Annotated in this window: 17 protein-coding genes and 1 riboswitch; of the genes, 3 read left to right on the top strand and 14 right to left on the bottom strand. The window is 59.3% G+C overall.

The genetic code is table 11. The features are described from left to right. Positions 1-5: 5 nt before the first annotated feature. A complete protein-coding gene (locus tag ACR0LH_RS10070) occupies positions 6-854 on the bottom strand; it encodes a peptidylprolyl isomerase (protein WP_170483227.1) in 849 nt (282 codons plus the stop codon). A gap of 176 nt (positions 855-1,030) precedes the next feature. Here ACR0LH_RS10070 and secA point away from each other — a divergent pair, with 176 nt between their 5' ends. The 3 genes from secA to ACR0LH_RS10055 all read left to right on the top strand — a co-directional run bounded on the left by secA (position 1,031) and on the right by ACR0LH_RS10055 (position 6,361). After that, on the top strand, positions 1,031-3,748 hold the full coding sequence (secA, locus tag ACR0LH_RS10065) for a preprotein translocase subunit SecA (protein WP_480720804.1): 2,718 nt from the start codon (positions 1,031-1,033) through the stop codon (positions 3,746-3,748). Positions 3,749-3,848: 100 nt separating this feature from the next. Next, positions 3,849-4,778, top strand: a complete 930-nt coding sequence (locus tag ACR0LH_RS10060; RefSeq protein WP_480720803.1) for a hypothetical protein — start codon at positions 3,849-3,851, stop codon at positions 4,776-4,778. Positions 4,779-4,804: 26 nt separating this feature from the next. Next, positions 4,805-6,361: a phosphate ABC transporter substrate-binding/OmpA family protein gene (locus ACR0LH_RS10055; RefSeq protein WP_480720802.1), complete on the top strand. Its 1,557-nt coding sequence runs from the start codon at positions 4,805-4,807 to the stop codon at positions 6,359-6,361. A 3-nt stretch (positions 6,362-6,364) separates the two neighbouring features. Here ACR0LH_RS10055 and radC read toward each other — a convergent pair whose 3' ends face one another. The 13 genes from radC to dnaK form a co-directional block, all read right to left on the bottom strand. Beyond that, positions 6,365-7,120 carry a RadC family protein gene (radC, locus tag ACR0LH_RS10050; RefSeq protein ID WP_170387054.1) on the bottom strand — a complete coding sequence of 252 codons (756 nt, stop codon included), beginning with the start codon at positions 7,118-7,120 and terminating at the stop codon, positions 6,365-6,367. A 36-nt stretch (positions 7,121-7,156) separates the two neighbouring features. After that, on the bottom strand, positions 7,157-7,891 hold the full coding sequence (locus ACR0LH_RS10045) for an ABC transporter permease (RefSeq protein WP_480720801.1): 735 nt from the start codon (positions 7,889-7,891) through the stop codon (positions 7,157-7,159). Next, positions 7,888-8,613: an ABC transporter ATP-binding protein gene (locus ACR0LH_RS10040; RefSeq protein WP_480720800.1), complete on the bottom strand. Its 726-nt coding sequence runs from the start codon at positions 8,611-8,613 to the stop codon at positions 7,888-7,890. The genes ACR0LH_RS10045 and ACR0LH_RS10040 overlap by 4 nt, the downstream gene beginning before the upstream one ends. Continuing rightward, positions 8,610-9,284, bottom strand: a complete 675-nt coding sequence (locus ACR0LH_RS10035) for a TenA family protein (protein ID WP_480720799.1) — start codon at positions 9,282-9,284, stop codon at positions 8,610-8,612. The genes ACR0LH_RS10040 and ACR0LH_RS10035 overlap by 4 nt, the downstream gene beginning before the upstream one ends. Beyond that, the gene (locus ACR0LH_RS10030; protein ID WP_170412570.1) at positions 9,281-10,216 is read right to left on the bottom strand and encodes an ABC transporter substrate-binding protein; all 936 of its coding nucleotides are present in this window, start codon (positions 10,214-10,216) and stop codon (positions 9,281-9,283) included. Before ACR0LH_RS10030 ends, ACR0LH_RS10035 begins: the two co-directional genes overlap by 4 nt. Positions 10,217-10,235: 19 nt before the next feature. Next, positions 10,236-11,198: a ThiF family adenylyltransferase gene (locus ACR0LH_RS10025; protein ID WP_480720797.1), complete on the bottom strand. Its 963-nt coding sequence runs from the start codon at positions 11,196-11,198 to the stop codon at positions 10,236-10,238. Further along, positions 11,195-11,791, bottom strand: a complete 597-nt coding sequence (locus tag ACR0LH_RS10020) for a thiamine phosphate synthase (protein WP_480720796.1) — start codon at positions 11,789-11,791, stop codon at positions 11,195-11,197. The genes ACR0LH_RS10025 and ACR0LH_RS10020 overlap by 4 nt, the downstream gene beginning before the upstream one ends. Then, positions 11,788-12,552: a thiazole synthase gene (locus tag ACR0LH_RS10015; protein WP_170564424.1), complete on the bottom strand. Its 765-nt coding sequence runs from the start codon at positions 12,550-12,552 to the stop codon at positions 11,788-11,790. Before ACR0LH_RS10015 ends, ACR0LH_RS10020 begins: the two co-directional genes overlap by 4 nt. A gap of 2 nt (positions 12,553-12,554) precedes the next feature. Continuing rightward, on the bottom strand, positions 12,555-12,749 hold the full coding sequence (thiS, locus tag ACR0LH_RS10010) for a sulfur carrier protein ThiS (protein ID WP_480720795.1): 195 nt from the start codon (positions 12,747-12,749) through the stop codon (positions 12,555-12,557). Beyond that, a complete protein-coding gene (thiO, locus tag ACR0LH_RS10005) occupies positions 12,733-13,710 on the bottom strand; it encodes a glycine oxidase ThiO (RefSeq protein ID WP_480720794.1) in 978 nt (325 codons plus the stop codon). Before thiO ends, thiS begins: the two co-directional genes overlap by 17 nt. Continuing rightward, positions 13,707-14,510, bottom strand: a complete 804-nt coding sequence (gene thiD / locus ACR0LH_RS10000) for a bifunctional hydroxymethylpyrimidine kinase/phosphomethylpyrimidine kinase (RefSeq protein ID WP_480720793.1) — start codon at positions 14,508-14,510, stop codon at positions 13,707-13,709. Before thiD ends, thiO begins: the two co-directional genes overlap by 4 nt. Before the next feature lie 47 nt (positions 14,511-14,557). Continuing rightward, a riboswitch (TPP riboswitch) is annotated at positions 14,558-14,664 on the bottom strand. Positions 14,665-14,835: 171 nt separating this feature from the next. Then, positions 14,836-15,984 carry a molecular chaperone DnaJ gene (gene dnaJ, locus ACR0LH_RS09995; RefSeq protein WP_170387030.1) on the bottom strand — a complete coding sequence of 383 codons (1,149 nt, stop codon included), beginning with the start codon at positions 15,982-15,984 and terminating at the stop codon, positions 14,836-14,838. 74 nt (positions 15,985-16,058) lie between these two features. Then, the gene (gene dnaK / locus ACR0LH_RS09990; protein ID WP_170483200.1) at positions 16,059-17,966 is read right to left on the bottom strand and encodes a molecular chaperone DnaK; all 1,908 of its coding nucleotides are present in this window, start codon (positions 17,964-17,966) and stop codon (positions 16,059-16,061) included. Between the last annotated feature and the right edge of the window lie 206 nt (positions 17,967-18,172).

Raw genomic sequence — 18,172 nt, 5'->3', positions numbered from 1 at the left:
GTCGTTTACTCCTGAATCAGCTCGATCTGGCGAACAACGTCGGGGCTTACCCCTTCCAGTTCGGGCCGCTCGATCTGAGCCGCCTGTGTCAATTCTTCGATGCGGGCCTGAATCGCCTCGTTTTGAATCGTCTGGGCTAATTCATCGCGAATGTCGTCCAGTTCAGGGGCTTCGGACTTGCGTTTGTCATTCAATGTCACGACATGCCAGCCGAACTGGGTTTGTACGGGGTCGGAAACCTGGCCTTTTTCCAATGCAAGAACGGCGGCCTCAAACTCGGGCACCATCTGGCCTTTGCCGAACCACCCCAGTGAACCACCATTGGGTCCGGACGGACCTGTCGATTTCTCTATGGCCAGTTCAGCGAAATCCGCGCCGTCGTCCAACAGTGTCTTGATCTCTTTCGCTTCGTCTTCCGTCGCCACAAGGATGTGGCTGGCGTCGAACTCATCCTCGCCCTCGAACTCAGCGAATTGCGCGTCATAAGCAGATTGGATGGCCTCGTCGGTGACGGCATCTTCGACCAGCGCGTTGACGGTTTGAACTGCCAGCAACGAGCGGGTCTCATTCGCCAGCGCAAGGGCATTCAATGCCGTCAGCGCCTCCTGCTGCTGTCCAAGAAGTTGCTGCTGGATCAGTTGTTCGATGACGAAATCATACAAAACGTCGTCTTCGATCTGTTGATAGTTAGGCGGCAGGGTCGCAACCGTAGCGATGACGTGACCCAAAGTGATCTCGTCCCCGTTTACGCGGGCCACAACCGTGCTGGCATCAGGCTTGGTTTCGGCGGCCAGCGGCAGGGCCAAAACGGCAGCAAGCGCCAGAGATGGCAGAAAAGTGAAGCCTTTGGGCATGGAATCATCCTATTTCTTTGCCGCGACAGGGCGCAGCGTTGACACTCAGGAACCTGCCGCTTACATCGCTTTGAAGCCTTGGACAGGGCCGCCTTTCACCCCCCGTATCTATGGGTTGCGCGCAAGGTGGGCAAGCCTGTCGCAACCAAGACAAGAACAGATCCGCTGGAGTGAACATGCTGGGACTCGGAACGCTCGCCAAAAAGGTGTTCGGAACACCGAACGACCGCAAGATCAAGGCGACCCGCCCGTTGATCGAACAGATCAATGCGTTGGAACCCGAGTTCGAGAAATTGTCCGATGAGGGTCTGATCGAAAAGACCGCCGAGCTGCGCAAACGCGCGCTGGACGGCGAAAGCCTGGATGCCCTGCTGCCCGAAGCCTTTGCCAACGTCCGCGAAGGGGCCAAGCGCGCGCTGGGTCTGCGCGCCTTTGACGTGCAGCTCATGGGTGGTGCCTTCCTGCATCAGGGCAATATCTCGGAAATGAAAACAGGTGAGGGCAAGACGCTTGTCGCCACCTTCCCCGCCTATCTGAACGCGCTGACCGGCAAGGGCGTGCATGTTGTCACGGTGAACGAATACCTGGCCAAGCGCGACTCGGAATGGATGGGCAAGGTGTTTGGCGCTGTTGGCATGACCACCGGTGTCATCTGGTCGGGCCAGCCCGACGCCGAGAAGAAGGCTGCCTATGCCTGTGACGTGACCTACGCCACCAATAACGAACTAGGCTTCGATTATCTGCGCGACAACATGAAGGCCGATCTGGCCGAGATTTATCAGGTCTACCACAACTTTGCGATCGTGGACGAGGTTGACTCGATCCTGATTGACGAGGCGCGGACGCCGCTGATCATCTCGGGCCCTTCGCAGGACCGGTCCGAGCTTTATACCGCGATTGATGCGTTGATCCCGTCCTTGCAGGACGACCATTTCTCGCTGGACGAGAAATCCCGCAGCGTGACCTTTACGGATGAGGGCAACGAGTTCCTCGAACAACAACTGATCGCCGGCGGGCTGATCCCTGAAGGCCATTCGCTGTACGATCCTGAAAGCACCACGGTTGTTCACCATGTCAATCAGGGTCTGCGCGCGCATAAACTGTTTACGCGCGACAAGGATTACATCGTGCGTGATGGCAACGTGGTTCTGATCGACGAATTCACCGGCCGTATGATGCCGGGCCGCCGCCTGTCGGAAGGTCTGCATCAGGCCATCGAAGCCAAGGAAGGCGTACCAATCCAGCCGGAAAACGTGACGCTGGCCAGCGTGACGTTCCAGAACTATTTCCGTCTGTATGACAAGCTGGGCGGCATGACCGGCACCGCACTGACAGAGGCCGAAGAATTTCAGGAAATTTACGGTCTGGGCGTGGTCGAAGTTCCGACCAACAAGCCGATCGCTCGTGCGGATGAAGACGATCAGGTCTATCGCACCGCCGGTGAGAAATACGGCGCGATGATCCAGGAAACGAAGGAAGCGCAGGAACGCGGGCAACCTGTCCTGCTGGGCACGACCTCGATCGAAAAGTCCGAACTTCTGAGCCAGATGCTGACCAAGGAAGGTGTCGAGCACAATGTTCTGAACGCGCGCCAGCACGAGCAAGAGGCGCAGATCGTTGCCGATGCAGGCCGTTTCGGAGCCGTCACCATCGCCACCAACATGGCGGGCCGTGGCACCGACATTCAGCTGGGCGGCAATGTCGAGATGAAGGTTCTGCAGGCACTGGCTGAAAACCCCGAGGCCGATCCCGCCGAGCTGCGCACCGCCGAGGAATCCCGCCACGCGGAAGAGAAAGAAAAGGTGCTGGCCGCCGGTGGTCTGTACGTCATGGCGTCCGAACGCCACGAAAGCCGCCGCATCGATAACCAGTTGCGCGGCCGTTCCGGTCGACAGGGTGATCCGGGCCGCACCGTGTTTTACCTGAGCCTTGAGGATGACCTGATGCGCATCTTCGGCTCGGAACGTCTGGACAAGGTCCTGCACACACTAGGCATGAAGGAAGGCGAGGCGATCATCCACCCGTGGGTGAACAAATCGCTCGAACGCGCGCAGTCCAAGGTCGAGGGGCGCAACTTCGACATGCGCAAGAACGTCCTGAAATTCGATGACGTGATGAACGACCAGCGTAAGGTGGTCTTTAGCCAGCGGCGCGAGATCATGTCCTCGGATGATCTGTCCGAAATCGTGTCGGATATGCGCGAGCAGGTGATTGACGACCTGATCGACGAATACATGCCACCGAAATCCTACGCCGATCAGTGGGACGCTGACGGCCTTCACGAAGCGGTCAAGGACAAGCTGACCATCGACGCCCCCGTACAGGACTGGGCAGCCGAGGAAGGCGTGGACGACGAACAGGTGCGCGAACGCCTGATCAACGCCTCGGACGAGATGATGGCGCAGAAGGCCGCAGCCTTTGGCCCTGAAAACATGCGCAACATCGAAAAGCAGGTTTTGCTGAACACGATCGACAGCAAGTGGCGCGAGCATCTCTTGACGCTCGAGCATCTGCGCTCGGTCGTGGGGTTCCGCGGTTACGCCCAGCGCGATCCGCTGAACGAATACAAGAACGAAAGCTTCCAGTTGTTTGAAAGCATGCTGGACAGCCTGCGTGAAACCGTGACCCAGCAATTGTCGCGCGTCCGCCCGCTGACCGAGGAAGAACAGCGCGAGATGTTGGCGCAAATGCAGGCACAGCAGGCACAGGCACAACAAGCCGTCGATCAGGCGGTGGATGAAGCCGAAGCCGTGGCCGAGGCCGAAGCCTCGGGCGATGCGCGTCCCGGCTTTGTCGAGGATGACCCAAGCACCTGGGGCAACCCGTCGCGCAATGACAGATGCCCCTGCGGATCGGGGAAAAAGTTCAAGCATTGCCACGGCCGCCTGACCTGACGCCGACGTAATTCAGACACAATGAGTCCGTTTCGCGGCCACATATTGGCCGTGATTCGCGGACAATATCCGACTCGCTCCTTCAACTGGGGAGGGTGTCTTGTTTATTATTAAGAACTACGTAACCACCGGAGGCACGGTCGCCTGTGCCCTTGCGATCGGTTACCTGATGCAGAATGGAACGCCTGTGCAACCGAACGGTGCGCAGACGGCGGCCAATGCAACATCAATAACTGACCATGCTTCGATCATCGTCGGGCTGGAGGATATTGTTCTGACCTCCTCGTCTTCAGCCCCGGATGCGACCGATTCCAGTCAACCCCAGCAACGCGCCCTGCAACCCAGCCGGTCAGCCCCCTCAGAACCGGCGAATTGCGGCCTCAGCGCGCGCGCAAGGGCTGTGCCCGGCGCATCTGCCGTGCTGACGATCAAGGCACCCTGCCATGCGAATGAGCCAGTCGATGTGCTGCACAGCGGCTTGACGGTTACGCAGATGACCGATGAAAACGGCGCGATGGAACTGACGATTCCAGCGCTGTCGGAATACGCGATCTTTTTGATCTCGGTCGATGACCAGAACGGGACAGTCGCCACGACTCATATTCCCGACCTGACCGAATATAACCGGATTGCTCTGCAATGGGCCGGTGACACAGACCTGCAAATCCACGCTCTTGAATTTGGTGCCAGCTATGGCGGCAAAGGCCATGTCTTCTCGGATCCAAACGCGCAAGGCGCAGGCAGCGTCGTAACGCTCGGGTCGACCGGTTTCGACGACGCACAGAACGTCGAGGTGTATTCGTTTCCTTACGGTCAGACTGACCGGACCGGCTCTATCGCCCTGACCGTCGAAGCCGAGGTGACAGACGCAAACTGTGACCGGAATCTAAGCGTTCAGTCTTTTGAACTGCGCGCCGATCAACGTCTTCGGTCGCGGGAACTGACACTCAACCTTCCGAATTGTACGCAGGCGGGTGAGTTTCTGGTGTTGAATAATCTGATCGAAGACCTGACAATCGCGGCCAACTAAAATCAGGCAGCAGGCTCGGGCAACTTATGATTTTCTTTCGTGCGGCGGCGGCTGCACTCGTTTCGTTGGCACTGACGTCAGGCGCGTCAGCCCAAGACATCACGCTCACCTCTCATGACGGCAAAGTCGAAGTTGTCGGCAACTTGCTTGGATTCGATGGTGAATTCTACAGGGTGGGCACCAAGTTCGGACATCTGACCGTTGATGGGTCAGGCGTGACCTGCGAGGGTCCTGCCTGCCCGAACCTGACCGATTTCGTGGCCGAGGTTCGGTTTTCGGGCTCGTCTGTCATGGCCGAAAAAGTTCTGCCCGCCCTTATCATGGGATTTGCAAGGCAAGAGGGGCTTTCGGCCGTACCGCAGGATTTGAATTCGGGAAGCTTGACGTACACGTTTCACAAACCCGAGCGGAACGCGCCGCTAGGCCGGTTCTTTTTAAGCCCGCACAACACGGGTCAGGGCTTCTCCGATCTGACCAACAACGAAACTGACATCGTCATGGCCCTGCGCGAAGTGCGCCCAGCGGAACAGAAGGCCGCAGATGACGCAGGCTTAGGGGACCTGATTGGCGCACGTCGGTCACGTGTTGTCGCACTGAATGCGTTGGTACCGATTGTTGCGACTGAAAATCCTGTTCGGCAAATTTCACCTTCTGATCTGGCACGGGTGTTTGCTGCTCAGATCACCAACTGGTCCGAGCTTGGCGGCCCAGACGCGCCGATTTCGTTGCACTTGCCGGATGCCGGGTCGGGCCTGGCCCAATTCGTCGAGGATCAGCTGCTTGCACCTTCCCAAGCGGTCTTGTCCGACGAGATCACTCGGCACGGTCGCAGTGCAGAACTGGTACGCAAAGTCGCGAGTGACCCTTTCGCGATCGGCATTGCAAGTCAGGCCGAACTGGACTCAGTCCGCGCACTGCCGCTGACCGGAGGCTGCGGTCATGCGCTTTCAGCCACGCGGCAAACCATCAAGACCGAGGATTATCCGCTGACCTCGCCCATGTTCCTGTATCTGCCCAACCGCCGCCTGCCCCGGATCGCAAGGCAGTTTCTGGCCTATACTCAAAGCGATGCGGCGCAGTTGCAGATTCGAAACTCTGGCTTTGTTGATCAGGCGCCCGAAACGATGCGGATCGGGCTACAGGGGGACCGTCTGGCAAATGCCGTGGCGTCTGGCGGCCCCGAGGTTGGGCTGGACGAATTGCAGCGCATGATCGAAACCTTGCGTCCCCTGTCACGGTTGTCGCTGTCCTTTCGGTTCGAGGCGGGATCGTCCCGACCCGATGCGCAGTCACGATCCAATATACGGCAACTGGCGCAACAGATTGAATCCGGAGCATTTGATGCGCGCAAGCTGACATTTGTCGGGTTCAGCGACGGTGACGGCCCCGCCGCAGGCAATGCGCGTATCGCCCTGCTGCGCGCGAAAACGGTTCGCAATGCAGTGCTGGCAGCCGTCGAGACCACGGTGCCAGACAGCGTCGAATTGAATGTGGATGCATTTGGCGAGGCGATGCCAATGGCCTGCGACGACACGAATTGGGGCCGCAAAGTCAATCGCAGGGTCGAGGTTTGGGTCGACTAAAAGCTACAGATAGCCTTCGGATCGAAAACTCAGCTCATTCGATTTTCCGATGATCAGGTGATCGTGCAGCGTCAGCCCCAAAGCTGTGCACGCATCCTGAATTCGGTTTGTCATGTCTATATCCGATTGCGATGGCGTCGGATCACCCGAGGGATGGTTGTGCACAAGGATCAGCGCCGAGGCGTTTAGCTCAAGCGCGCGTTTGGCGACCTCACGCGGGTAGACTGGTACGTGGTCCACCGTGCCCTTGGCTTGTTCCTCATCCGCGATCAGCACGTTCTTGCGATCCAGGAAGAAGACCCGAAACTGTTCAGTCTCGCGGTGCGCCATCGTTGTGTGGCAATAGTCCAGCAACGCATCCCAACCCGATATCACGTGCCGCTGCATCACCCGCGCCCGTGCCATCCTGTGGGCGCAGGCTTCGAGTATCTTGAGGTCCGTGATCACCGTATCGCCCACGCCCTTGATCTGCCGCAACCGTTCCTCGGGCGCGGTCAGCACGCGGTTGAAGTCACCGAATGTGTCCATCAGGGCGCGCGCCAATGGCTTCACATCCTGCCGGGGGATCGAGCGAAAAAGAACCAGTTCCAGCAATTCGTAATCTGGCATGGCAGCCGATCCGCCCGCCATGAACCGCTCGCGCAGCCGTTTGCGGTGGTCCTTGATATAGGACGGCAACTTCCCCTGTGGCAAAGGCTGCACCGGGGCTTCATCAGTTTCAAACAACGAGGGGGCTTCGGCGAAGGCGTCCTGAGTCATACCTCAGAGACTGGCTTAGAATCAGTTTCTGAAAGGTTAACGTGCCTCACCCGCCATGCGTGCGGTGGCCCGTCGGACGATCAGGTGCAGCAGGATGGAAAACACACCCAGCGTCAGCATTGCGGCAAACATCAGATCAGTCTTGGCGCGCCCATTGGCCAACAGCATCAAATAGCCCAGCCCTTGCGATGACCCGACCCATTCGCCAATCACGGCCCCGATCGGAGCATAAACGGCCGCCAGCCGCATCCCCGAGGCCAGCGAGGGCAGCGCGGCGGGAATACGAATGTGCCACAATACGGCGCGGGGGCTGGCCTGCATGGTGCGCGCAAGATCCAGATACCCTTGGGGCGTCCGCATCAGTCCATCAAAGAAGGATGACGTGATCGGGAAGTAGATGATCAACACGGCCATGGCGACCTTGGACCACAACCCGTATCCCAGCCAGAGCGTCAGCAAAGGTGCCAACGCGAAAACCGGCAAAGCCTGCGTAAAGACCAGCATCGGCTGCACCAACACCCGGGCCGCACGTGAATTGGCCAGTTGCAGGGCGGTCAGAACGCCCAGAACCGTCCCGAAGGCCAGACCGATCACAACCTCGACCGCCGTGATCCACGTGTGCTCCGCGATGATCCAGCGGTTCTGCCACCAAGTTTCGGCCACCAGCGCCGGGCCGGGCAGGATGAACTTCGGCAACCCGGTCAGGCTGACGATCGCCTGCCATATAGCCAGCGCGAACAGTGTTGCTGCAAGGGCCGAGAGGATCTTCATGCCGCCTCTCTCAGCAGTCGCAACAAGGCACCCTGCGTTTCCAGCGTTTCCAGATCATCCACGTGGCGCGGCGCAGGCGCGGCTGGCGGTTCGCATGAGGTCAGCCCCTGCGGTGTCATCACCACAATGGATTGACCCAGCCGCGCGGCTTCGCCCGGATCATGGGTCACCAATAGAACGGTCCTGCCCTTCAGCGCATCAGCAGCAAGGTCCTGCATATCGGCTCGTGTCCGCGCATCGAGGGCCGAGAACGGCTCGTCCAGCAGAACGATGGGCCGATCCTCCATCAAGGTACGCGCCAGCGCGACCCGCTGGCGCTGCCCGCCAGACAGTTCTGACGGTTTCTTGGCCATGTGATCCTGAAGGCGCATCCGTTCGATCAAACGGTCCCTGCGTTCGATATCGGGGGTCTCACCGCGCAGCCGAGCGCCCAGTGACACGTTCTGCGCAACCGTCGCCCACGGCAACAGCAGATCGTCCTGCGCCATATACGCGACGCGGTCCGCCACGGTCTGACCATCGCTTGCGGTAATCTGACCGTCGAAATCCGCGCCCGTTTCCAGCCCTGCGATCAGACGCAAAACCGTTGTTTTTCCAACACCCGATCCCCCCAGCAAACAGGTCCACTGCCCCGACCCAAGGGTCAGGCTAAGCGGGGCGAACAGCGGCGCTCCGTCAATGGTGGCCCTGCCGCTTATGGTCAGATCGGGTGCAGGGGTCATGGTGTCAGGCCCATTTGCCAGAAATTGACCTCTAGCTCTGTGGCGGTTCGGAAGGTCTGGCACAGCCTGCCCCACCGGGGTGAGGTTTCAAAATCCGGCCCAAGTCGTCGTGTTAGAGCCTGATCCAGCAATGATCCCACTGCTATGCACGCCTCTTGATAGTCGGGACCTGCATAGGTGTTGATCCAATCACGATAGGTCTCGGACGTGGCTTCGGACGCCAGGCGCGCTCCGATCTCGCCATAGCCCATCACGCAAGGCGCAAGGGCCGCCAGCAGGTCCAGCAGATCGCCGCTAAAGCCCGCCTCGAGCACGAACCGCGTATAGGCCAGGTTTTCGGCGCGTTCGGGGGTGGCGAACAGTTCCTCGCCCGAGATGCCTTCGGCCTCGCAGATACCGATATGCAGTTGCATTTCCTCGACCACCAGTGCGTTCACAGTGCCGACGGCGGTCAGCATCTCGGAATGGGTTTCCGATTTCACCACCGCCAGCGCCCAGGCACGGGAAAAGTGGATCAGAAACACATAGTCCTGACGCAGATAGTGCAGGAACGCCTCACGCGGCAGGCTTCCGTCCTTCAGCCCTTCGACAAAAGCGTGGCGGGTATAGTCCCGCCACGGCCCTTGCGCCGCGTCGCGCATCAGCGCGAAGGCTTTGCCGTACTCGCTCATTGCGCGGTCACGTCGATGGTGATGTCGCTCACCGGGTTGATGCTGTCGATCATGCCGCTGTCCTTGAGGAATTCCTCGAACCGGGCGTAACGGCCGGCGTCAAAACCCGCCGGACGCAGCGCGAAACGGGGCAGAGTGTCGACCCATGCGCGTGCATTCAGCTCATCCTGCAGCTCGGACGAAGTGGCGGCGAAAATCTCCCAGCTTTTTTCGGGGTTGTTGACGATGAACTGGGTGGCTTTCTCGGTCGCCGCCAGAAAACGCGCGATCATGTCGGTGTCCATCTTGTCGGGATTGGCGACGTAGATCAGCTCATCATAGGGCGGAACGCCTTCTTCTTCGATATAGAAACAGCGGCCTGCGACGCCTTCGATATCCATCTGGTTCAGCTCAAAGTTACGGAACGCACCGATCACAGCATCGACCTGACCGGTCATCAGCGATGGCGACAGCGAGAAGTTCACGTTGATCAGCTCGATATCGTCCAGTGCCACGCCATGCGCGTTCAGCATCGCCGTCAGGATTGCTTCTTCCACGCCTGCGACCGAGAATCCGACCTTCTTGCCCTTGAGGTCAGCAAGCGATTTGATCGGGCCGTCCTCAAGCACCAGCAGGCAGTTCAGCGGGGTCGCAACCAGAGTGCCCACACGCTTGAGCGGCAGCCCCTCGTGGATCTGCAGATGCAGTTGCGGCTGATAAGACACGGCCAGATCCGCCTGACCCGCAGCAACCAGACGCGGAGGCGCAGACGGATCCGCAGGCGGAACGATCTCGACCTCAAGCCCCTCATCCGCGAAGTAGCCATTTTCCTGAGCGACGATGATGGGACCGTGATCAGGGTTGATGAACCAGTCCAGCAGCACGGTCATCTTGTCCTCTGCCCATGCGGGCGCGGCGGCCAGCAGAGCGATGGCTGTGATCAGCTTTTTCATGTCTCGCGTTTCCTTCTTTTCACGAGGTTGCGGCCGCGACGAGGACAATCTCGCCGGACCAATCCGGTTGTATTTCTTCGCCAGCGCGCCACGCACGCAAACCTGTGGCGCAGCACAAAGCCAGTGTTTGGCCCTTGTTAGGCTCTGATTTGAGGGCGGCAAGCGGCAGACGCTGCGCATTCGGATGCACGGGCTTCGGTGCTTCGTCTTCGCTGCGCAGTTCTATGATCAAATCGTCCCCGGTTAGTTCACCTGCGGAGACAAATCTGAAGTGCCGCTCGGGTTCCGGCGCATTGTCGAAACGAAACGTGGTGCTGCGCAGTGTTCGTGCGTCGAACTGAACCATCTGGCCCAAGGGCGAGGGGTCCAGCCCCAAAATCAGGTTCAGTGTCATCTGCGCCTGCATCGCGCCGATCAATCCGACAACTGGACCCAAAACGCCCGCAGTTGCACAGCTTGCCCCACTGTCTGGCGCATCCGGGAACACCGCGCGCAGCGACGGGGCATCACCGCAGAACCCACCAACGTAACCCGATAGACCCAGAACCGATGCGGTGATCAGTGGTTTTCCTGCGCTAAAACACGCGTCGGACAGGATATAGCTGGCGGCATAACTGTCAGCACAATCCAGAACCACATCCGCCTGCGTCACCAAGTAGGCGGCATTTTCACTTGTTAGAGCCTGTTTTTCCGCAGATACGTTGATTTCGCCATTCAACGCGCGACACCGCTCGGCGGCGACGATGGCTTTGGGCCGCCCACAATCCGCCTCGGTAAACAGCGTCTGGCGGTGCAGGTTTGACAGGGCAACCGTATCGCCATCGACAATCGTGATCTGCCCGATACCGGCCCCGGCAAGCAGGGGAAGAACCGGTGCCGCCAAACCTCCGGCACCAATCACCAGAACCCGCGCATCGGACAAGCGCGCCTGACCTTCGGCCCCGACTTCGGGCAACAGGGTTTGGCGCGCGTACCGGCTCATCGCGTGACCTCGATCCATTGGCGCACACGGGCTTCGGGGTCGTCATTCAGGGTGATGTCGGTCACGGCCGAAACAATATCCGCACCCGCCTGCAACACACCCTCGGCGCGTTCAACGCTCATCCCGCCTATACCGACAAGGGGAATGTCGCCCACCCGTGCTTTCCACTCTGTCACGCGCGGCAAACCCTGCTGTTCCCATTTCATTTTCTTGAGGATGGTCGGATAGACCGGGCCAAGCGCCACATAGTCCGGGTTCATTGCCAGAACACGTTCAAGCTCATCATCGTCGTGGGTGGACACACCCAGTTTGAGTCCTGCCTTCCGGATGGCTTTCAGATCGGCGTCGTCCAAATCCTCTTGACCCAGATGAATCCAGTCACACCCCGCATCAATGGCGGCCTGCCAGTAGTCGTTCACCACCAGCACCGTGCCGTGTGCGCGGCAGAGGTCACGTGACGCGGAGATCTGCTCCCGAACCACCTCGTCAGGCTGATCCTTGATCCGCAGTTGAACCAGCTTCACTCCCAGCGGCAACATGCGCCGCAGCCAATCGGAATGATCGAAAATTGGATAGAACCGGTCCAGCGTCATGACAGGAACGCCTTTCCGATTACCGGGGTCGAGGGTTCGGCCATATCGCGGGCCTCGATCGGATCGGCCTCATGCGCCAATTGCCCCGCCTCAATCGCCAACATCATCGCCCGCGCCATCGCTGCCGGATCACCTGCCCGCGCCACCGCTGTGTTCAAAAGAACGGCGTCATAGCCCAGCTCCATCGCGTGTGCCGCGTGACTTGGCAGGCCGATCCCCGCATCAATGACCAACGGCACATCGGCAAATTCAGCCCGCATTGCGCGCAGAGCGTATTCGTTGTTCAGCCCGCGCCCCGACCCAATCGGAGCGCCCCAGGGCATCAGCACCTCGCATCCAGCCCCCAACAGGCGTTCCGCCACTATCAGATCGTCGGTGGTGTACGGGAAAACCTGAAACCCATCCTCGGTCAGAATGCGAGCGGCCTCGACCAACTGAAACACGTCCGGCTGCAGGCTGTCGGTATGACCGATCAGTTCAAGTTTAATCCACCGGGTATCAAACACCTCGCGTGCCATATGCGCAGTAGTCACGGCCTCTTTGACTGTATGACAGCCAGCGGTGTTGGGCAGGACCAATACACCAAGATCGCGGATCATTTGCCAAAACGTCTGCCCGGCACCAGACTCACGCCGCAAGGACACGGTGGCGACCCCGGCCCGGCTTTCCCGAAATGCCGTCTCAAGTATCGCCGGACTGGGATACTGCGCCGTCCCCAGCATCAGTGGATTCGGCAGCTTGGTGCCATAGAACGTCTTCATCTTCAGCCCCCCTGCATCGGCGCAACAATTTCGACCCTGTCGCCGTCGGTTAGTTTATGGGCGACGCGCAGGGACGAAGGCACGAATTCTTCGTTTACAGCCGTCGCAACGCGGCCGGTAAATCCACATTCCAACAACACGTCCGACAAGGTTTCGGCACGCACCTCGCGCGGCTCACCGTTAAGCACGATCTTCATCGACCATCTCCGAATGTTTGTTTTCAAGCGCCAGATCAGCCACACCCTGTGCAAGCGCCGGAGCCAACAGGTAGCCATGACGATACAGGCCATTGGCATAGATCGTATGCCCCAGACGCCGGATACGCGGCAGGTTGTCCGGGAAAGCCGGGCGCAGATCGACACCGATTTCCAGTACCTCGGCTTCTCCGAAGGCGGGGTTCAGCGCGTATGCAGCGCTCAGCAGTTCCAACATGGATCGCGCGGTGATGCGGCTGCTGTCTTCGGATTCGATCATTGTTGCGCCCAGCATGTAGACGCCATCGCCGCGTGGCACGATGTAAAGCGGCATCCGCGGATGCAACAGGCGCACGGGGCGAGACAGGGAAACATCAGGACACCGGATCACCAGCATCTCACCCTTGACGCCGCGAAGGTCATGCAATGTCTCGCGCGCATGCAGCCCCCGGCAATCAATGGCGTTCTTCAATCCGGCCGGGGCCAGTTTCTGATGAAATACGACCCCCTCCGCCTGCAACTGCCGATACAGATCCAGCAACGCCCGGCGCGGATCCAAATGCGCCTCATCCGAGAAGAAAAGGCCCCTAGAAAAACCGGCCAAGTCAGGCTCTAATTCCTGGATTTCTGCCTGATTTACATCCTTGAACCCATGCGTCCGGCGCGAAAACCGGCGCAGATCAGGCAGGTCTCTTGAATTGGCAACAACCAGAGTACCGCGCCGATGGACCTGAGTGCGCGACCCCCACCACTCTAACGCGCCTTGCCCCAGACGCAGCACTGGTTCCTCGGCATTTTCATACTCGCACCACGGAGCCAACATTCCGCCAGCCCACCAGGAACACCCATGCGCACCCGGAGGTCCACCGGGATCAAAAACCTGCACCTTAGCGCCGCGTGACACAAGCTCGCTGGCGACGGTCAAACCGGCAACACCGGCCCCTATGACCGACCAGAGCGTCACGCCGTCCACACCCGATGAAAGTGATGGACCGGCCCGTGGCCCTGCCCGACATTCAACTCATCCGCCTTGGCGATGGCCCCCTGAAGATAGTCATGCGCCTGTGCAACCGCATCGGACAGCGCCAGACCCTTTGCCAACCCCGCTGCAATCGACGACGACAACGTGCATCCGGTGCCATGCGTGTTGCGCGTATCCACACGGGGGGCCGTGTATTCACCTAAGACACCCGAAGCGTCCAGCAAGATATCGTGGCAAATATCCCCTGCGCCATGCCCGCCTTTCATCAATACTGCCTTTGCCCCCAATGCGCACAGGCGACGCCCCTGATCCGCCATCTCTACAGGCGACGTGGCCGCTACGCTGTCCAACAGACACGCAGCCTCCGGCAGATTTGGCGTCAACACCGAAGCTCGGGGTAAGAGCACATCCCGCAAGGTCTGAACCGCGTCCTCTGCCAACAGGGAGTCGCCCGACTTGGCAACCATCACAGGGTCTAGGACGATTGGACCTTCAAAATCTGCGATACTGTCGGCCACGGTGCGGATAATCTCGGGCGTCGCCAACATTCCGATCTTGATGGAACCAACGTCCAAATCAGTCAGAACCGCATCGATCTGCGCTGCGATAACGTCCAACGGTATTCCATGCACGGCAGTCACCGCGCGGGTGTTTTGCGCCGTCACCGCCGTGACAACACTCGCGCCAAACACGCCAAGAGCCGACATCGCTTTCAGGTCGGCCTGAATTCCAGCCCCTCCGCCGCTGTCCGATCCTGCAATTGTCAATGCAATAGGCGCCATATGATTGCTCCGGTTCAATTGGGGCAACGGTGGCGTCGAAAACGTCTGTAAAGTGTACGACCGTTCCCTCCGCCGGAATTGCCCGGATCAGGTTCGATGGGTTGACGCGTTCGCACCTCTCAGCCCTGTGGACAGGGCACCCCAACGGTTGGCGCGGACCATCTCAGGGAGGTCCGCAAGAATCAAGTATTTTTTGCGAGGCTCTGCCTCGCGCTCCGGGATATTTGGGGCCAGATGAAGTACGGATCCCCTGCTTCATCTGGCTGAAAATATCCCGGGGGAGTCTCCCGAAGGGAGGCGGGGGCAGAGCCCCCAAACCGAAGGTTCAGCCTTTCATCCCGTCCCAGAAGGATTTAACAGACGAAAAAAAGCTTTTTGATTCCGGGTGGTTATCTTCGCCCAGGTCATCAAACTCACGCAGCAGCTCTTTCTGGCGGCTGGTCAGGTTTACAGGTGTTTCAACGGCCAGTTCAATGAACATGTCACCAACCCCACCGCCGCGCAGGGCAGGCATACCCTTGCTGCGTAGGCGCATTTGGCGGCCTGACTGACTGCCAGCCGGAATCTGCACGCGACCGCGGCCACCGTCGATTGTCGGCACTTCGATAGAACCACCCAGCGCTGCCTTGGCCATACTGACCGGCACCCGACAATAGAGGTTTACACTGTCGCGCTCAAACAGCTTGTGATCTGACACTTCGACGAAGATGTAGAGATCACCCGGAGGCCCCCCGCGCATCCCGGCCTCACCCTCACCCGCAAGGCGGATACGGGTACCGGTTTCAACGCCGGCTGGGATGTTCACGGATAGGGCACGCTCTTTTTCTACGCGGCCAGCGCCCTGACAGGACTTGCAGGGGTTCTTGATGATCTGTCCCAAGCCCGAACAAGTCGGACACGTGCGTTCGACGGTGAAGAAACCCTGTTGCGCCCGCACTTTTCCCATGCCCGAGCAGGTCGGGCACATCGTTGGCTCCACGCCACCTTCGGCACCCGAGCCATCACAGGCTGAGCAGGCAACAGCAGCGGGGACGTTGATAGTTTTCTGAAGTCCCGAAAACGCCTCTTCCAGCGACACGCGCAGGTTGTAGCGAAGGTCTGATCCGCGTGCTGCACGACGGCCTCCACCAGCACCGCCACGCTGACCGCCCATGAAATCGCCGAACAGGTCGTCAAATACGTCAGAGAATGCGCTGGAGAAGTCGCCCTGGCCAAACCCGCCACCGGGACGACCGCCACCCATGCCGTTCTCAAACGCGGCGTGACCAAAGCGGTCATACGCGGCCTTTTTCTCGGCATCGCGCAGTACGTCATAGGCTTCGTTCGCTTCTTTGAACTGCGCCTCGGCATCCGGGTTGTCCTTGTTGCGGTCGGGATGCAATTCCTTGGCTTTCTTGCGAAAGCCTTTCTTGATCTCGTCCGCCGATGCGCCCTTTGATACGCCGAGCACATCATAGTAGTCGCGTTTTGACATCAGTATTTCCTTCTGCCTCAACGTAATCGGGCCGGCCCGACAACCGGACCGGCCCGAATTGGCCCGGTTGCCCGTTAGTTACGCTTGTCGTCGTCCAGATCTTCAAACTCGGCATCGACGATGTCATCGTCGCCCGGAGCTGCGTCTGCGGCTGCAGGCTCATCTTCGGCCTCGTCCGACTGCGCCTTGTAGATCGCCTCGCCCAGCTTCATAGCCGCTTCGGTGACGTTCTGGATGCCCGACTTGATCTTGTCAGCATTTTCGGTTTCCAGCTCGTCCTTCAGTGCTGCGATCGCCAGCTCGATGGCTTCGATGGTGGTCGGGTCGACCTTGTCGGCGTGTTCCTCCATCGACTTTTCGGTCGAGTGGATGAGGCTTTCCGCCTGGTTCTTGGCGTCCACCAGCTCGCGACGTTCCTTGTCGGCCTCGGCGTTTTCCTCGGCGTCTTTGACCATCTTTTCGATATCCGCGTCGGACAGACCGCCCGAAGCCTGGATCGTGATCTTCTGCTCTTTGCCGGTGCCTTTGTCCTTGGCCGAAACCGAGACAATACCGTTGGCATCGATGTCAAACGTCACCTCGATCTGAGGCATGCCACGCGGTGCAGGCGGGATGTCTTCGAGGTTGAACTGACCCAGAATCTTGTTGTCCGCAGCCATTTCACGCTCACCCTGGAACACGCGGATGGTCACGGCGTTCTGGTTATCCTCGGCAGTTGAGAAAACCTGAGACTTCTTGGTCGGGATCGTCGTGTTGCGGTCGATCAGACGGGTGAACACGCCACCCAGCGTCTCGATCCCCAGCGACAGCGGGGTCACGTCCAGCAGAACCACGTCTTTGACGTCGCCCTGCAGAACACCGGCCTGAATTGCGGCGCCCATGGCAACCACTTCGTCCGGGTTCACACCTTTGTGCGGCTCTTTACCGAAGAACTTGGTGACCTCTTCGATGACTTTCGGCATCCGAGTCATACCACCGACCAGAACAACCTCGTCCACGTCAGCAGCGGACAGACCGGCGTCTTTCAGAGCGGCCGCGCAAGGCTTCATCGACTTCTTGATCAGGTCGCCGACCAACGATTCCAGCTTGGCACGGGTCAGTTTCATGACCATGTGCAGCGGCTGACCGTTTGCGCCCATCGAGATGAACGGCTGGTTGATCTCGGTCTGCGAGGTCGAGCTGAGCTCGATCTTGGCTTTTTCAGCGGCTTCCTTCAGACGCTGCAGAGCCATCTTGTCGCTGGACAGATCGACGCCGTGTTCCTTTTTGAACTCATCCGCCAGGTAGTTGACGATGCGCATGTCAAAGTCTTCACCACCCAGGAAGGTGTCGCCATTGGTCGATTTGACCTCGAACAGGCCGTCGTCGATTTCCAGAATGGTCACGTCGAAGGTACCGCCGCCAAGGTCATAAACCGCGATGGTTTGCGTTTCTTCCTTGTCCAGACCATAGGCCAGCGCAGCCGCTGTGGGTTCGTTGATGATCCGCAGCACTTCCAGACCGGCGATTTTACCGGCGTCTTTGGTGGCCTGACGCTGTGCGTCGTTGAAATAGGCTGGAACGGTAATAACCGCCTGCGTGACTTCCTCACCCAGATAGCTTTCAGCTGTTTCCTTCATCTTTCCCAAAGTGAAGGCCGAGATCTGGCTTGGGGAGTACTTTTCACCGCGGGCTTCAACCCACGCGTCACCGTTGCCGCCATTGACGATGGCATACGGCACCATTTTCTTGTCTTTTTCGACTTCTGCATCATCCACGCGACGACCGATCAGACGTTTGACGCCAAAGATCGTGTTGTCGGGGTTGGTGACCGCCTGACGTTTGGCAGGCTGACCGACCAGTCGCTCGTCTTCGGTGAACGCGACGATCGAGGGCGTGGTCCGCGCCCCTTCTGCGTTTTCGATGACCTTCGGCTGCGAGCCGTCCATGATGGCCACGCACGAGTTGGTGGTTCCGAGGTCAATCCCGATTACTTTACTCATATGTTCAATCCCTTTCTCTTCAAGGCGATGTCCGAGGTCCGGACCCGTTATGGCACCCGGCCCCGATCTGATTTGCGCAACAGCCCTACACCATTACGCGTCCCGGCGTATATAAGGGCGGGACCAAAAGCCTGCAAGCGGTGTAAATCGCAGGTTTTCGGGATTCTGTGGCCTTTTTTCGCAAGGTTTTGGCAAGGATTGAGGAT

This window comes from Ruegeria sp. CL6, assembly GCF_056536465.1.
Note: the sequence above shows the minus strand (reverse complement) of the source record. Positions and strands in the feature narration are given on the sequence as shown.

What these genes read in the sequence shown, in the direction of transcription:
- thiD (WP_480720793.1), bottom strand. Translation starts at nt 14,510, where the DNA reads ATGGCGCCTATTGCATTGACAATTGCAGGATCGGACAGCGGCGGAGGG.
- dnaJ (WP_170387030.1), bottom strand. Translation starts at nt 15,984, where the DNA reads ATGTCAAAACGCGACTACTATGATGTGCTCGGCGTATCAAAGGGCGCA.
- ACR0LH_RS10015 (WP_170564424.1), bottom strand. Translation starts at nt 12,552, where the DNA reads ATGAAGACGTTCTATGGCACCAAGCTGCCGAATCCACTGATGCTGGGG.
- ACR0LH_RS10035 (WP_480720799.1), bottom strand. Translation starts at nt 9,284, where the DNA reads ATGAGCGAGTACGGCAAAGCCTTCGCGCTGATGCGCGACGCGGCGCAA.
- ACR0LH_RS10070 (WP_170483227.1), bottom strand. Translation starts at nt 854, where the DNA reads ATGCCCAAAGGCTTCACTTTTCTGCCATCTCTGGCGCTTGCTGCCGTT.
- ACR0LH_RS10025 (WP_480720797.1), bottom strand. Translation starts at nt 11,198, where the DNA reads ATGAGCCGGTACGCGCGCCAAACCCTGTTGCCCGAAGTCGGGGCCGAA.
- ACR0LH_RS10055 (WP_480720802.1), top strand. Translation starts at nt 4,805, where the DNA reads ATGATTTTCTTTCGTGCGGCGGCGGCTGCACTCGTTTCGTTGGCACTG.
- ACR0LH_RS10020 (WP_480720796.1), bottom strand. Translation starts at nt 11,791, where the DNA reads ATGACGCTGGACCGGTTCTATCCAATTTTCGATCATTCCGATTGGCTG.
- radC (WP_170387054.1), bottom strand. Translation starts at nt 7,120, where the DNA reads ATGACTCAGGACGCCTTCGCCGAAGCCCCCTCGTTGTTTGAAACTGAT.
- ACR0LH_RS10040 (WP_480720800.1), bottom strand. Translation starts at nt 8,613, where the DNA reads ATGACCCCTGCACCCGATCTGACCATAAGCGGCAGGGCCACCATTGAC.
- ACR0LH_RS10045 (WP_480720801.1), bottom strand. Translation starts at nt 7,891, where the DNA reads ATGAAGATCCTCTCGGCCCTTGCAGCAACACTGTTCGCGCTGGCTATA.
- secA (WP_480720804.1), top strand. Translation starts at nt 1,031, where the DNA reads ATGCTGGGACTCGGAACGCTCGCCAAAAAGGTGTTCGGAACACCGAAC.
- thiS (WP_480720795.1), bottom strand. Translation starts at nt 12,749, where the DNA reads ATGAAGATCGTGCTTAACGGTGAGCCGCGCGAGGTGCGTGCCGAAACC.
- dnaK (WP_170483200.1), bottom strand. Translation starts at nt 17,966, where the DNA reads ATGAGTAAAGTAATCGGGATTGACCTCGGAACCACCAACTCGTGCGTG.
- ACR0LH_RS10030 (WP_170412570.1), bottom strand. Translation starts at nt 10,216, where the DNA reads ATGAAAAAGCTGATCACAGCCATCGCTCTGCTGGCCGCCGCGCCCGCA.